The 13,847-nt window shown below is 62.0% G+C and carries 10 protein-coding genes and 1 pseudogene; 4 read left to right on the top strand and 7 right to left on the bottom strand.

What is annotated here, in order from left to right:
* Positions 1-17: 17 nt before the first annotated feature.
* Positions 18-1,418, bottom strand: a complete 1,401-nt coding sequence (locus NKJ84_RS19705; RefSeq protein WP_352507847.1) for a selenium-binding protein SBP56-related protein — start codon at positions 1,416-1,418, stop codon at positions 18-20.
* A 399-nt stretch (positions 1,419-1,817) separates the two neighbouring features.
* Here NKJ84_RS19705 and NKJ84_RS19700 point away from each other — a divergent pair, with 399 nt between their 5' ends.
* Positions 1,818-4,142, top strand: a complete 2,325-nt coding sequence (locus NKJ84_RS19700; protein ID WP_352507846.1) for an NADP-dependent malic enzyme — start codon at positions 1,818-1,820, stop codon at positions 4,140-4,142.
* A gap of 12 nt (positions 4,143-4,154) precedes the next feature.
* On the opposite strand, the gene NKJ84_RS19695 is transcribed toward NKJ84_RS19700, so the two are convergent.
* A complete protein-coding gene (locus NKJ84_RS19695) occupies positions 4,155-4,775 on the bottom strand; it encodes a DUF1287 domain-containing protein (protein WP_352507845.1) in 621 nt (206 codons plus the stop codon).
* 259 nt (positions 4,776-5,034) lie between these two features.
* On the opposite strand from NKJ84_RS19695, the gene NKJ84_RS19690 reads away from it, so the two are divergent.
* Positions 5,035-6,237, top strand: a complete 1,203-nt coding sequence (locus tag NKJ84_RS19690; protein ID WP_352507844.1) for a DUF2865 domain-containing protein — start codon at positions 5,035-5,037, stop codon at positions 6,235-6,237.
* On the opposite strand, the gene gltX is transcribed toward NKJ84_RS19690, so the two are convergent.
* From gltX to NKJ84_RS19665, 5 genes are all read right to left on the bottom strand, one after another.
* A complete protein-coding gene (gene gltX, locus NKJ84_RS19685) occupies positions 6,155-7,528 on the bottom strand; it encodes a glutamate--tRNA ligase (protein ID WP_352507843.1) in 1,374 nt (457 codons plus the stop codon). The two genes, NKJ84_RS19690 and gltX, sit on opposite strands and share 83 nt — an antisense overlap.
* Before the next feature lie 133 nt (positions 7,529-7,661).
* Positions 7,662-9,467 carry an ABC transporter ATP-binding protein gene (locus NKJ84_RS19680; protein WP_352507842.1) on the bottom strand — a complete coding sequence of 602 codons (1,806 nt, stop codon included), beginning with the start codon at positions 9,465-9,467 and terminating at the stop codon, positions 7,662-7,664.
* Between the two features lie 374 nt (positions 9,468-9,841).
* A complete protein-coding gene (locus NKJ84_RS19675; RefSeq protein ID WP_352507841.1) occupies positions 9,842-10,255 on the bottom strand; it encodes a GNAT family N-acetyltransferase in 414 nt (137 codons plus the stop codon).
* 26 nt (positions 10,256-10,281) lie between these two features.
* Complete coding sequence (locus NKJ84_RS19670; protein ID WP_352507840.1) at positions 10,282-11,967, bottom strand: NAD+ synthase; 1,686 nt, start codon at positions 11,965-11,967, stop codon at positions 10,282-10,284.
* A 65-nt stretch (positions 11,968-12,032) separates the two neighbouring features.
* Entirely contained in the window at positions 12,033-12,746 is a 714-nt protein-coding gene (locus tag NKJ84_RS19665) for a DNA-3-methyladenine glycosylase I (protein ID WP_352507839.1), read from the bottom strand.
* Positions 12,747-12,829: 83 nt separating this feature from the next.
* Here NKJ84_RS19665 and NKJ84_RS19660 point away from each other — a divergent pair, with 83 nt between their 5' ends.
* Both NKJ84_RS19660 and NKJ84_RS19655 read left to right on the top strand, forming a co-directional pair.
* On the top strand, positions 12,830-13,393 hold the full coding sequence (locus tag NKJ84_RS19660; protein WP_352479010.1) for a DUF1003 domain-containing protein: 564 nt from the start codon (positions 12,830-12,832) through the stop codon (positions 13,391-13,393).
* Positions 13,390-13,755: pseudogene (locus NKJ84_RS19655) on the top strand (DedA family protein); the annotation flags it as partial. The gene NKJ84_RS19660 and the pseudogene NKJ84_RS19655, both read left to right, overlap by 4 nt.
* Positions 13,756-13,847 lie beyond the last annotated feature (92 nt).

Below are 13,847 nucleotides of genomic sequence, written 5' to 3'. Positions count from 1 at the left end.
TTGACCCGGGCAGTCGGTTACACCGACGGATAGCAGAACGAATCCGTCGAGCAATCGCCACCTTCCAGACGAATCTGGTGCGAGCGATACCCCTCGGGGAACTCGACATAAAAGTCCTTGTCCAGGGTGATTCCACCGTTCTCGCCGACATTGGCCTTGACCATGGCTGCCGGAATACCATCGCGATAGAACTGATCGTCCCAAGTCGAATACAGGGAGTTGGTCCAGTAAACGCGTTTGCCGTCGCGGCTGATCTCGACCATTTGCGGTCCGCCCCTGTAGTCGCCGCCGCCGGGATGCTTGGCCTTGCGCGTGATGCCGCCAATATGGATGGACCCTGCAAGCTTAGGCTTCATCGGATCGGTCACATCGTATTGGCGCATCTCGCCGGTGCCCCAGCAGGATACGTAGAGGAATCGGTCATCGAGCGACAGGTCGATGTCGGTTACTAGCGGCGGCACCGCCTCGAAGCCCTGAAGCAACGGCGGCAGGTCATCCTTGGCGGCTGCCTCGGGCGGGATGGTCGCCGTCTTTTCGCAATGGAATTTGCCGCCCTCGCGCCACCAGGTCCAGATCGATCCCTCGAGGTTTGTCGTGTCGACGACCACTCCAAGGAAACCGTATTCCTTGACCGGGTCATGGGCGGGGCGGACTTCCAGCGCCATCTGGTGGTTGGCGCCCAGATCGATGGTCTGCACGTTCCTGCGTTCGCGCAAATTCCAGAAATGCACCCGGTGTCCGTATTTGTTCGACAGGAGGTCTTCAGGCACGATGCCCTGCTCGAACTGGGGCGGAAGGGCCCACTCGCTCGACACCATGTAGTCGCGTGGCAGGTTCCACCAGAAATCATACTGCTTGTCCTGCGGCCCGCGATCGATCTCGTAGCGCCCGATGACGTCGAACGTCTGGCAATCCATGACAAAGATGCCGGGAGGTCCGTCGGTGCCGTCAGGGCCACCGCCCCCAAGCGTCGAGACATAAATACCTTCCGGACCGCAGTGAATCGTATGAGGCCTGGAATAGCCCGTCTTGGCAAACACTTCTTCTGGCTCGATGACCTTGTGTATCTTGGCCTTGGTCGGTCCGCCCTTGGTGTCGATGACGTAAATGCGCGAAGATCGAATACCGGGAATGATCAGAAAGCGGCGCTCGAGAAACGGGTGACCATTCAGCGGCGAAAGGGCCGAAGAGCACGCGTTCCAGCCGAAATGGTGAAACTCGTCGCCCTTGTTCGGCATTATCACGCTATGGACGACCTGGCCGTAGTCCTTCGACTTCGGGTTTACGTCAACTATGGCTAGTCCATCTGGCTGAGAGAAGTCGGGACTCAACATCAAAGTGTAGGCAAAATTTTCGACTGGCGCCTGCATTGCGAGCTTGGCAGTCGCGTGGAAAGTCGGGTCTGGCCGTACAGTCATTGTCGTCCTCCCTTGGCAGGTTAAGCAGTCCGACCGACAATCAGGGGCACGATCTGTGATGCGTTTGGATGTCCGCCGAAAACGTCGGGGCGCTTTGTTGTTCGCACGCTATTTCGTGCGACTTTTCGAAGAATCTCACGGATTTTGGAGAACTGCAATGTCGACTTGTTTCGCCGCAAGGCCTCTGTGAGCGACGAGCGCCACCAGACATTCGAACTGGGCGGCGTACCTCGCCGCAGCACCCCGCCTATCGCCCCAACATCTCAATGGCAGACCGCACAGGAGGGCGGGGGTGCAAGCCGCAAGCTCGCGCTTGCGACATATCACCTCTCGAAAAGCCTCGGCTGCATGCTAAGAGACTCAAAACACCAAACGGACTGAACTGAGGAGGCGGCCGTCATGACAGGCGAAAGCAAGAAGGCGGCCCGATCCGACCTCGACGAAGCGGCGCTCTATTTCCATAAGCACCCCCGTCCCGGAAAGCTTGAAATCCAGGCGACGAAGCCGCTGGGCAATCAGCGCGACCTGGCGCTTGCCTATTCGCCGGGCGTCGCCGCCCCCTGCCTTGAAATCCGCGACGACCCGGCAACCGCCGCCGACTATACAGCCCGCGCCAATCTGGTCGGAGTTGTCACCAACGGTTCGGCGGTGCTGGGCCTCGGGAACATCGGTCCGCTCGCCTCCAAGCCGGTGATGGAAGGCAAGGCGGTGCTGTTCAAGAAGTTCGCCGGCATCGATGTCTTCGACATCGAGATCGACGCACCGGGCATCGAGCGCATGGTCGAAACGATCTCGGCGCTGGAACCAACCTTCGGCGGCATCAACCTGGAAGACATCAAGGCGCCCGAATGCTTCGAAGTCGAGGAGCAGTTGAAAGCCCGCATGGGCATACCAGTCTTCCATGACGACCAGCACGGCACCGCCATCATCGTCGCCGCCGCCGTGCTCAACGGGCTGGAATTCGCCGGCAAGTCCATCTCGGACATCAAGATCGTCACGTCGGGCGCTGGTGCTGCGGCGCTTGCCTGCCTCAACCTGCTGGTCTCGCTCGGCGCGCGGGTCGAAAACATCTGGGTCACGGACCGGTTCGGCGTCGCCCATAAGGGCCGCGTCGAGGAGATGGACCGCTGGAAAGACCCTTATGTGAAGGACACCGAGGCGCGTACGCTGGCCGACGTTCTGCCCGGCGCCGACGTGTTTCTCGGCCTGTCTGCTGCCGGCGTGCTGAAGCCGGAATTGCTCCACCACATGGCGCCAAAGCCGCTGATCCTGGCGCTAGCCAATCCCAATCCCGAAATCATGCCGGAAGCAGCACGGGCGGCGCGGCCCGACGCGATGATCTGCACCGGCCGCTCCGATTTCCCCAATCAAGTCAATAACGTACTCTGTTTTCCTTACATCTTCCGTGGCGCGCTGGATTGCGGCGCAAGCGCCATCAACGAAGAGATGAAGATGGCTGCTGTGCGAGCGATTGCAGCGCTCGCCCGCGAAGAGCCGTCCGACGTTGCCGCGCGTGCCTATTCCGGCGAGACGCCGATCTTTGGTCCGGAGTTCCTGATCCCCTCGCCTTTCGATCCGCGGCTGATCCTGCGCATTGCCCCTGCTGTCGCCAAGGCAGCTTGCGAGACCGGCGTCGCGACCCGGCCGATCACCGATTTCGCCGCTTATATCGACAAGCTGAACCGCTTCGTCTTCCGCTCCGGCCTGGTCATGAAGCCGGTGTTCTCGATGGCCAAGACGTCGAGCGCCAAACGCGTCATCTATGCCGACGGCGAGGACGAGCGCGTGCTTCGCGCCGCCCAGGTCGTGCTCGAGGAAGGCATTGCCGAACCGATCCTGATCGGCCGCCCGCATGTCATCGAGGTGCGGCTGAAGCGCTACGGGCTGCGCATCAAGCCGGGCGTCGATTTCGGCTTGATCAACCCGGAAGACGATCCGCGTTACCGCCACTATGTCGACCTTTTGATCGAGCTTGCCGGCCGGCGTGGGGTGACGACGGAAGCCGCGCGCACCATGGTGCGCACCGACAATACGGTGATCGCGGCCCTTGCCCTGAAGCGCGGCGACGCCGACGCCATGGTCTGCGGGCTCGAAGGCCGTTTCGAGCGCCATTTGCGCAACGTAACGCTGATCATCGGGCCGCGCTCCGGCATTAGGGATCGCGACCTGTCGACGCTGTCCATGCTGATCTCGCAGCGCGGCATCATTTTCCTCACCGACACCCATGTCTCCGTCGATCCGACCGCCGAAGAAATTGCGGAAATGACCGTTTTGGCGGCCGAGGAAATTCAGCGTTTCGGCATTGAGCCCAAGGCAGCGCTGCTGTCGCATTCTGATTTCGGCTCCCGCGATTCGCCAAGCGCCATGAAGATGCGGCAGGCGGCGGCGATCCTGGCGCGCATCGCGCCCGACCTGCAATGCGACGGCGAGATGCATGCCGACTCGGCACTATCGGAGCAGCTGCGCCAACGCGTCTATCCGCATTCGCGGCTGAAGGGCGAAGCCAATCTGCTGGTGTTTCCCAATCTCGATTCGGCGAACATCACGCTGACCGCGCTGCGCACGATGATGGACGCGCTGCATGTCGGCCCGATCCTGCTCGGCACCGACAGCCCGGCGCACATATTGACACCGTCGGTCACCTCGCGCGGCGTCGTCAACATGACGGCACTGGCAGTGGTCGAAGCCGCGCATAAGGCGCAAGCCATCGTCGATCTGGGCTAGCGATGGGCCTTCTCAGACTGGCTTGAACCGGAAATGCCCTGTCTGCCTGAAGGCAAACAAAGTGTCCTCTTCTCTGGCGCCGCCGCCGATGTTGTGAATAACCAGCCTTCTTGTCGGCACCACAGTGGAGTGATTGGACGACACGATGGCAATATGCGACAGATTGCCGGGCAGCATCTGGGCGACGAGATCCCCAGGCCGATAATCGGCGGGGTCTTGGCTGACAGGCAAGGCAGCACCGCGCCGCTCGAAATAGACCGCAAGATTGGGCACACGGCGGTGGTCGATATTGCGGTCGGGCGCCTTCAGGCCCCAAGCCTTCGGATAGGCGGCAAAATTGGCCCGCATATCCTCATGCACCAATTCTTGCAGGTCGAGATCGAAGGCGCGGCGATAGGCACGGATCACGACATCCGTGCACACACCCCGCTCTGGCTCAACGTCCCCGCCCGGATAGGCTAGGCGTGTATAGGTCGGATCGTAGAGCGTGGTGACGCCGATCTGCTCACGAGCGGCTTCGACCAATCTGGTGCCCCAATCCGGCGTGACAAGCTTTTCCTGCGCCATGGCGACCGGCATCGCCAGGCATAAAAGACCAAATTGCACCGCGGCTCGACGGGTAATCGAGGTCATCCCAAGCCTCCGGGCATTACTGAATCCAGGCATTCTTCTCGGCGAATACGCCTTTTTCGTGCAACGCCAGGATGTCGCGGTTCTGGCTCTGTCCGAAAAAGCCGGGGGGGGGTGGTCGGCATGACAGCCCTCGTCGTGATCGCGCACAGGCGCAAGCCATCGCCGATTTGAGCCGAAGCCGGAATTGGCGGTATGCTAAACGAACGGTTAACCGCGAGCGCGGTAGTTCTGAATGACAGGCAGGTGGAGGTCCGGAGGGATGACGGGCGCACATTGCAAGCTGACGCGGGCAGCCGCGCTGCTCGGCGTCCTGCTACTGTGCGGCATTGCCGTCACTCAGTCGCAGGCCGCTTCGCGCCTCTGCCGCCAGCTTGAAGCCGATCTTGCCGCCGCTTCTCGTGGTGGCGGCGGCAAGCCGGCCCTGCTCAGGAAATATGACGACGCGATCGTCCGGCAGCGCCAGCAGATTTCAAAAGCCGTCAGCCAGTCCAGCAGCGCCGGCTGCGGCTTCTCACTGTCTCGCCGCAACGCCAACGCATGCGCGGCACTCGACGCCACCATCGATCGCATGGCTGCCAATCTCGACGCCTTGCAGGCCAAGCGCACTGAGCTTGCCGGCGGTGGTTCGCGACGCGATCGCGCGCGCATATTGGCCTCGCTTGACGCCAATGGCTGCCGCGATGATGCGGCGTCGACGCCCACACCGGTCCGCGAAGCCAGCCGTGAAAACGGCAACCGAAGCCTGCTCGACCAGCTTCTGGGCAGTGAACCTGGGGCGCCCGACCAGCCCGAAGAGCCCGACCAGGCTGAAGAGCTAAATCCGCCGCGCAACATCCGCAGCATCCTCAACAACGCCGACGAGTTGGGCCAGCCGCGAGGCGAATTCCGCACCATGTGCGTGCGGACCTGCGACGGCTATTTCTTCCCGATGTCGAATGCTGCCTCGCTGGGCGATTTCGAGCGCGACCAGAAGAATTGCGAATCGAGCTGCCCCGGCACCGAGATGCAGGTTTTCTACACGCGCGGCATGAACGACGATTCGGCGTCGATGACGTCTTCAGTGACCGGCAGGCCTTATATCGAGTTATCGACGGCCTACCTCTACAAGCAGTCCGACACGCCCCGGCCGCCGACCTGCGGCTGCAATGCCGTGCAGAATTTCCAGATCATCGCCGGCAACCCGCCAACCCCGGCACAATCCGAGGCGAGCGTGGAGACCACCCCGTTCATTCCGCTGCCGGTTGCCAGGCCTGATCCGGGCGCCGATCCGGAGACCTTGGCCAATTCGCAAGGCGGCCTCAACCGTGAGGCGATCAGACGGCTTGCCGCCAAACCTGTGCCCTCGCCGACATCGCTGCCGCCGCCGGAGCAGCGCAAGGTCAGGGTCGTCGGGCCAACGTTCCTTCCCGACCCAGCAGCGGCAACAGATCTGCAAGCTCCGGACCTGAAGACTGTCCCGTAAGCGCCAGCCTGAGCGGCATGAACAGGGCCTTGCCCTTGCGGCCGCTCGCCGCTCGGATCTTGCCGGTCCAGTCCTTCCAGACGGTGCCGTTCCAAGGCTCTTCCGGCAGCAGCTCGAATGCCTGGCGAAGAAAGTCGCGGTCCTCGTCGGAAAACTCCGCCGGCTCCTCTGGACCGTCTCGAAGCGTACGCCACCAGATCGCCGCATCGGCCAGCCTGTCGAGATTGCCGCGCACCGCCAGCCAGAAAGGCTCGGCCTGTTCGCCGGAGATGCCGAGCACGATCAGCCGGTCGCGCGCCTCTGAAAACGGCATGTGGTGCAGCAGCGTGCGGTTGAGCACGAAGAGCTCGTCCGGGTCGAATTTGGCGGCGGATTTCGATGTTGCAGCCGGATCGAAGCGCTCGGCTAGCTCGGCCATCGCCGGCACCGCTATGACGTTTTCCGAGGTACCGACGAGCACCGCCAGCGAAGCCACCGCCATCGGCTCGATGCCGCTCTCACGCAGGCTCTGGATGGACAGAGCGCCGGTGCGCTTCGAAAGTCCCTCGCCTGATGCCGTTGTCAGGAGATTGTGGTGGCCGAACGCCGGCGGCTCCGCGCCAAGTGCTCGGAACACGGCTATCTGAACGCCGGTATTGGTGACGTGGTCGTCGCCGCGAATGACATGGCTGACGCCCATGTCGATGTCGTCGACAACCGAAGGCAATGTATAGAGGTAGGTGCCGTCCTCACGCCGCAGAACCGGGTCTGAAAGCGAGGCGAGGTCGACGGTTTCTTCGCCGCGCACCAGGTCGTTCCAGTGGATTTCGGTGCGCTCCGGCTGCAGCGGATCACCGGTGAAGTTGGGCAGCAGAAAGCGCCAGTGCGGCCGCCGCCCATCGGCCTCATATTCCGCCACCTGCTCAGCTGTCAGCGTCAACGCCTCGCGGCCATAGACTGGCGGCAGGCCACGCGTGCGGCGCACCTTGCGCCTCAGGTCGAGCTCTTCGGGCGTCTCATAGCAAGCATAGACGAGGCGCGCCTCCTTCAGCCTCTCCAGTGCGGAATCGTAGATTTCCACGCGCCGCGACTGGTACTCCGTGGCGTCGGGGAAGATGCCCAGCCAATGCAGGTCATACAGGATAGCGTCGGAAAACTCCTGCGTCGAACGGGCAACGTCGGTGTCGTCGAAGCGCTGGATGAAGCGGCCTTTGTTCTTGATGGCGAACAGCCAATTGAACAAAGCGGTGCGCGCATTGCCGATATGGATGCGGCCGGTCGGTGACGGGGCGAAACGGACGGTAACTGTCATGAGCGGGGCGTACCGGATGGTTTTGCTGTTGACAAGACGCGCCCCCGCGCTCGGCGGCAGACATAGAACATGACAAAGGCGAAGAAAAGACTGCAGCGCCGCCCGCTAACAAACCCGGGCGGCGCCGTAACCGTCAGATCACCAGGCCTTTGGTCAGTTCAAGCGCCTGGCGTTCGAACAGCCGGCGGTAGATGCCGCCTTGCAGCCGGATCAGCTGGTCATGCGAGCCCTCTTCGACGATGCGGCCGCGATCGAACACCAAAAGCCTGTCCAGCGCCCGCACCGTCGACAGCCGGTGGGCAATTACCAGCGTCGTGCGGCCGACCATCAAGCGCTCCATCGCCTGCTGGATCAGCACCTCCGATTCCGAATCGAGGCTCGACGTTGCCTCATCCAGGATGAGAATGCGCGCATCGGCAAGGAAGGCGCGTGCGATTGCAACACGCTGACGCTCGCCGCCCGACAGCTTTACGCCGCGCTCGCCGACCAGCGTGCCATAGCCTTTCGGCAAATTGGCGATGAAGTCATGCGCGCTGGCCAACCGCGCCGCGTGCTCGATCTCGGCCTGCGTGGCGGCCGGCCGGGCATAGGCGATGTTTTCGGCCAGCGACCGGTGAAACAGGATCGGCTCCTGCTGGACGATTGCGATCTGTGCGCGCAGCGACGCCTGCGCCACCTTGGCAATATCCTGGCCGTCGATCAGGATATTGCCCGCAGTCACGTCGTAGAGGCGCTGGATCAGCTTGACGAATGTCGTCTTGCCGGAGCCCGAATGGCCAACCAACCCAACCCGTTCGCCCGGCGCGATATCCACTGAAAAGTCGCGATAGAGCGGCAGGCGGTGGCTGCCATAATGGAACGTTACATTGTCGAAGGTGATACGGCCATCGGTGATCCGGATCGGTTTGGCTCCGGGCCGATCCTCGATGCCGAGCGGTACGGACTGGAAGTCGACCAGTTCCTCCATGTCGTTGATCGAGCGCTGCAGATTGCGGATATGCGTGCCGATGTCGCGCAGATAGCCTTGCAGCACGAAGAATGAGGTCAGCACGAAGGCGACATCGCCGGCGCTCGCCTGCCCCCACGACCACAAAAGCAGGGAGAAGCCGATGACCGCTGCCCTCAAAAGCAGCAGCATCGTCCCTTGCGTGGTGCCGTTGACGGTGCCGCGCATCCAGGTGCGGCGCGTGCGACCGCGCCATTTGGCGACGACCTCGGCAAGCCGCGTCTCCTCGCGTTCCTCGGCGCCAAAACCCTTGACCACGGCGTTGCAGCTCACCGCATCGGCCAGCGAGCCGCCAAGCCGTGTATCCCACGCATTTGCAAGCCTTGCCGCAGGCGCGACATAGCCAAGCGACAGCATCGTCGTCACCGCGATGAACAGAACCGAACCGGTGGCGACGACAGCACCCATCAGCGGCCAGAACCAGCCAAGCAGCAGCGTCGAGCCGACGAGCATGACGACCGATGGCAGCAGCGCGATCAGGATCGCGTCGTTGAGCAGGTCGAGCGCCCACATGCCGCGCGTTATCTTGCGCACCGTCGATCCGGCGAAGCTGTTGGCGTGCCAGTCGGTGGAGAAGCGCTGGACGCGGTGGAAGGCGTCGGCGGCGATATCCGCCATCATCTTCAAGGTCAGCTCGACAATGGCCATGAAGGCGAGATTGCGTAGCACGACACCGGTGAGCGCCAGGGCAACCAGCATCGAAAAGGCCGCCATCGCCGCGTTCCACGCAACATCGTCGGCCGCAGCACTGCTGGCGACGGCATCCACCAGCCGGCCGGAATAGAGCGGCGTCAGCACGTCTGCCAAGGTCGACAGCAGGAATGTGCCCATAATGCCGGCAAGCCGCCACGGCTGACGCCGCCAATGACTGAACGTGAAGCCAAGAACGCTGCGAAAGGCGCCCGCGCGCAAATCTATTCGAAAACGAGCCATGATGTCATTCGGGCGCAAACGAGCCCGATTCCGGAAAAGGTCGAAAATTGAAAAAACCGCGTCGGGCGAATTAACACCCAAGGAATTGGCGGCTCGCCCGAATACGGGCGGCGACCGGCGTCGACGAACGCCTGTTCTCAGCTCGGCTTCGCCGCAAAGGTAAGAAACCTTCTGGCTTGCCGATTGAGACCTAGGCTTCGCGGCCTCGCATAACGATGTCAAATCCTGGCATTTCGGTCCTCCCCAAGGGGATCGCGGAAAGGCGTTTATAGAGACGCCTCAACGCCGCGCCAAGTCAGTAGATAACCCAAAGCGCATCTGGTCCAAGCAGTGAGACGATTTTGCAACAATCGCGGGTTGTGCGCTGCCTCTGTTCAGGTTGCCGTGATACGGTCGAGGCGCATATAGCGGCCGTCGGTGGAAGGTCTGAAGCCGAGCTTCTCGTAAACCGCATGGGCGTCGTTGGTCGACAGGCTCCAATGCGTGACAGTCTTGCAATCCGGATGATCGATAAGCGCCTGGACAAGCCGGGTTCCGATGCCTTGCCCGCGATACCCGGGCCAGACAATGATGTCGGCGAGATAGGCAAATACCGTACGGTCGGTGATCGCCCGACCAAAGCCGACCTGATTGCCGCCGACATAGGCGCCGACGCACAGTGAGTTGGCAAAGGCGCGGCGGTGCAGTTCATCGCTGCGGCCGCTGCCCCAATAGCTCTGCTTCAAAATGTCGGACGTCGCCCGGAAGTCGATCTGCGACATGTCAAAGCTGATCTCAAAGTTGGCCATGGCTAAACCGTTATGCAGCCAATCGCCTACCCGCCATCCCTGAACCGGTTGGTAATGGGATAGCGGCGGTCGCGGCCAAAATTCTTCCTGGTGATCTTCACGCCGGGCGCCGCCTGCCGGCGCTTGTATTCGGCGACGTAAAGCAGGTGCTCGACGCGCGTCACCGTCGCCCGGTCATGGCCGCGCGCAACGATCTCGTCGACGCCCATCTCGTTCTCGACCAGGCACTCCAATATGTCATCGAGCACCGGATAGGGAGGCAGCGAATCCTGGTCGGTCTGGTTCTCTCGCAGTTCCGCCGAGGGCGCCTTGTCGATGATATTATTCGGGATCACCTCGCCGGACGAACCGAGCGCACCCGGCGGCACATGCGCGTTGCGCCAGCGCGCCAGCGCATAGACCTGCATCTTGTAGAGATCCTTGATCGGATTGAAGCCGCCATTCATGTCGCCATAAAGCGTGGCATAGCCTACCGACATCTCGCTCTTGTTGCCGGTAGTGACCACCATCGAGCCGAACTTGTTGGAAATCGCCATCAGGATGGTGCCGCGGGCACGGCTCTGCAGGTTTTCCTCGGTGATGCCTTCCTTGGTGCCCTCGAAAAGCTGCGTCAGTGTGTGCAGGAAGCCCTCGACCGGCTCGAAGATCGGCACGATATCGTAGCGGCAGCCGAGCGCGCGGGCGCAGTCCTCGGCGTCCTTGAGCGAGTCCTTCGAAGTGTAGCGGTAAGGCATCATCACGGCGCGCAGCCGTTCCTCGCCCAGCGCATCGACGGCAAGTGCCGCGCAGATCGCCGAATCGATGCCGCCGGAAAGGCCAAGCACGACATTCTTGAAGCCGTTCTTGTTGACGTAGTCGCGCAAGCCCAACATGCAGGCGCGATAGTCGGCCTCCTCCTTTTCAGGGATTTTCGACATCGGTCCGTCAGAGCAGACCCAGATGTCATTCTTTCGCTTCCAGGTGGTGACGTTGACCGTCTCCTCGAACTGGCTCATCTGGAAGGCCAGCGTCTTGTCAGAACCGATGGCAAACGATGCGCCGTCGAAGACCAGTTCGTCCTGGCCGCCAAGCTGGTTGGCATAGATGATCGGCAGTCCGCATTCGATGACCTGGCGGATGACGATCTGGTGGCGGACATCGACCTTGCCGCGATAGTAGGGCGAGCCGTTCGGCACCAGCAGGATTTCGGCGCCGCTTTCGGCCAGCGTCTCGCAGACGGCAACTTCGCCCCAGATGTCTTCGCAGATAGGCACTCCCACGCGCACGCCGCGGAAATTGACCGGCCCCTGGATCTCGGGGCCGGCCTGGAAGACGCGCTTCTCGTCGAACTCACCATAATTCGGCAGATCGAGCTTGTAGCGTTCGGCAAGGATTTTGCCGCCATCAGCAAAGATGATCGAATTGTGCGTGCCGGTCTTGCGCTTCAACGGCGTGCCGATGATGAAGCCCGGGCCGCCGTCGGCGGTATCGCCGGCGAAATCCTCCGCCGCCCGCTCGCACGCCGTCAGGAATGCCGGCTTCAGCACCAGATCCTCAGGCGGATAGCCGGCAAGGAAAAGCTCGGTGAACAGCACGAGGTCGGCGCCTTGGCGGGCGGCATCCGCCCTCGCCTCGCGCGCCTTGGCGAGATTGCCGGCGACGTCGCCGACCGTCGGATTGAGCTGGGCGACGGCGATGCGCAATATGTCTGGAGCGGTCCTGTCTGTCGTCATGCCCGTGGGTTTAGCGCGGCAAAATTCGTCGGGCAATGGCGTTCGTTTGGACCAAACAATCGATCCTATTCGCCCATATATTCGCGCAAGGCTTCCGGCGGATGGTTCTCGCCGATCGACATTGCCAGAATACGGGAAATGTGTCGGCGCGGCAGCCCGGTTTCCGCCGCCCAGGCGTTGATCTGCGCTTGGATCCTGCCCAAATCCCTCTTCGACGTCGGGCTCTCCGCGATGTCGAGTCCGGCATCGCGCAGTGCGGCCGCCATATCGGCCGAGACAACAAAAGCGTCCCACTCAAGCCAGCGCAGAAAATACTGGCCGGTATTGCCGCCGAGCCGGCTGCCGTGCTTGCCCAGATAGGTCATCAACCCGACCTGGTCATCCGCCGGCCAATCGGCCAGGAACTTGCCGAAGCCGCCGTGCTCCTTCGACACACGCTCGACGAAGGCCGCGTTGTCGCGTACGGATTTGATCTTCTGCGGATTGCGCACGATGCGCTTGTCGGCCGTGAGATCGTGCCAGAAATCGTCAGGCTGGAATAGCAGCCGCTTCGGTTCGAAGCCAAGAAATGCTTCCTCGAAACCCGGCCATTTCTGCTCGATGACGCGCCAGACGAAGCCGGCGGCAAAGACCCGCTCAGCCATGGTCGACAGGATCCGGTCATCCGCAATCTTTGCCACCGCGGCATTGTCAGGCATTGGACCCAGCAGCGACGTAAGGGCTGCCTCACCGCCTTTGCGTTTTGCTGCACGGGCGCGAATTTTCTGAAAATCCACCATTGTTTCCTGATCCCATCGCGTCAATCTACCACTTCCCGTATGAACCGGCAGCTTCTACCTCATCGCTGACGACGGAGGCGACGATGAACAAAACGATCGAGGACCTGGCAAGCCGCTGGCTGAAGCGAAAGCCGGACGGCCTCAGCGCGCTCGAAAGCCGGGTACTGCAATCTACGCTCGAGCGCACCACGATCTCCAAGGACACCAACAAGGCCGTCGCCTTTCACCAGACGTTTGGAGATCGCCTGGCCGACACCATCGCCCGGATCGGCGGCTCGTGGTCCTTCATCCTGGCATTCATTGGCTTCCTGATCCTGTGGACGGCAGGCAATGTCTGGCTCTTGTCGAGCGCCGCCTTCGATCCCTATCCATTCATCTTCCTCAATCTCGTGCTTTCCATGGTTGCCGCCCTGCAGGCGCCAGTGATCATGATGGCGCAGAACCGCCAGACCGAGCGCGATCGAATCGACGCCGCCCACGACTATGAGGTTAACCTCAAGGCCGAGATCGAGATCATGGCGTTACACGAAAAGCTCGACGAACTGCGCCACAGCCAGATCATCGGCATGCGAGACGAGATCGCCCGGCTGGCCGAGCAGGTGAAGCGCATCGACGGCATTCTGTCGAAGCAGCGAACGTCTTCATGACGGAAGCCATCCATCGTCTCATTGAGCAATATGGGTTGGTCGCGGTTTTCCTGGGCTGCGTGGCCGAGGGCGAAAGCGCCGCCATCCTTGGCGGTTTCTTCGCGTATCAGCATGTTTTCGTCCTGTGGCAGGCTTTCCTCGCGGCAGCGCTCGGCGCTTTCGGTGGCGACACGTTCTTCTTCATCTTGGGGCGGAGCTTCGCTGACCATAAATTCGTGATCAGGCTCCGTGCCCGGCCGGGCTTCAGCCACGCCTATCGTCTCGTCACCTCTCATCCCAACATCTTCGTGCTGTCGAACCGCTACATCTATGGCCTGCGCCTGGTCGGTGGTATCGCGGCGGGGCTGTCCGAGTTGTGTGCGTCAAGTTCTGCAAAATGGCGTGGCATTGCGTTGACGTCGGCGTGTCCGCCGCGCAGCCCCCGTGTTTAGCGGAGCGGCGGACACATGACGGT

Source organism: Mesorhizobium sp. M0048 (assembly GCF_040323405.1).
Classification (GTDB): Bacteria; Pseudomonadota; Alphaproteobacteria; order Rhizobiales; family Rhizobiaceae; genus Mesorhizobium.
This window is presented reverse-complemented; position numbering and strand designations above follow the sequence as displayed.

What these genes read in the sequence shown, in the direction of transcription:
- NKJ84_RS19705 (WP_352507847.1), bottom strand. Translation starts at nt 1,418, where the DNA reads ATGACTGTACGGCCAGACCCGACTTTCCACGCGACTGCCAAGCTCGCA.
- NKJ84_RS19700 (WP_352507846.1), top strand. Translation starts at nt 1,818, where the DNA reads ATGACAGGCGAAAGCAAGAAGGCGGCCCGATCCGACCTCGACGAAGCG.
- NKJ84_RS19695 (WP_352507845.1), bottom strand. Translation starts at nt 4,775, where the DNA reads ATGACCTCGATTACCCGTCGAGCCGCGGTGCAATTTGGTCTTTTATGC.
- NKJ84_RS19690 (WP_352507844.1), top strand. Translation starts at nt 5,035, where the DNA reads ATGACGGGCGCACATTGCAAGCTGACGCGGGCAGCCGCGCTGCTCGGC.
- gltX (WP_352507843.1), bottom strand. Translation starts at nt 7,528, where the DNA reads ATGACAGTTACCGTCCGTTTCGCCCCGTCACCGACCGGCCGCATCCAT.
- NKJ84_RS19680 (WP_352507842.1), bottom strand. Translation starts at nt 9,467, where the DNA reads ATGGCTCGTTTTCGAATAGATTTGCGCGCGGGCGCCTTTCGCAGCGTT.
- NKJ84_RS19675 (WP_352507841.1), bottom strand. Translation starts at nt 10,255, where the DNA reads ATGGCCAACTTTGAGATCAGCTTTGACATGTCGCAGATCGACTTCCGG.
- NKJ84_RS19670 (WP_352507840.1), bottom strand. Translation starts at nt 11,967, where the DNA reads ATGACGACAGACAGGACCGCTCCAGACATATTGCGCATCGCCGTCGCC.
- NKJ84_RS19665 (WP_352507839.1), bottom strand. Translation starts at nt 12,746, where the DNA reads ATGGTGGATTTTCAGAAAATTCGCGCCCGTGCAGCAAAACGCAAAGGC.
- NKJ84_RS19660 (WP_352479010.1), top strand. Translation starts at nt 12,830, where the DNA reads ATGAACAAAACGATCGAGGACCTGGCAAGCCGCTGGCTGAAGCGAAAG.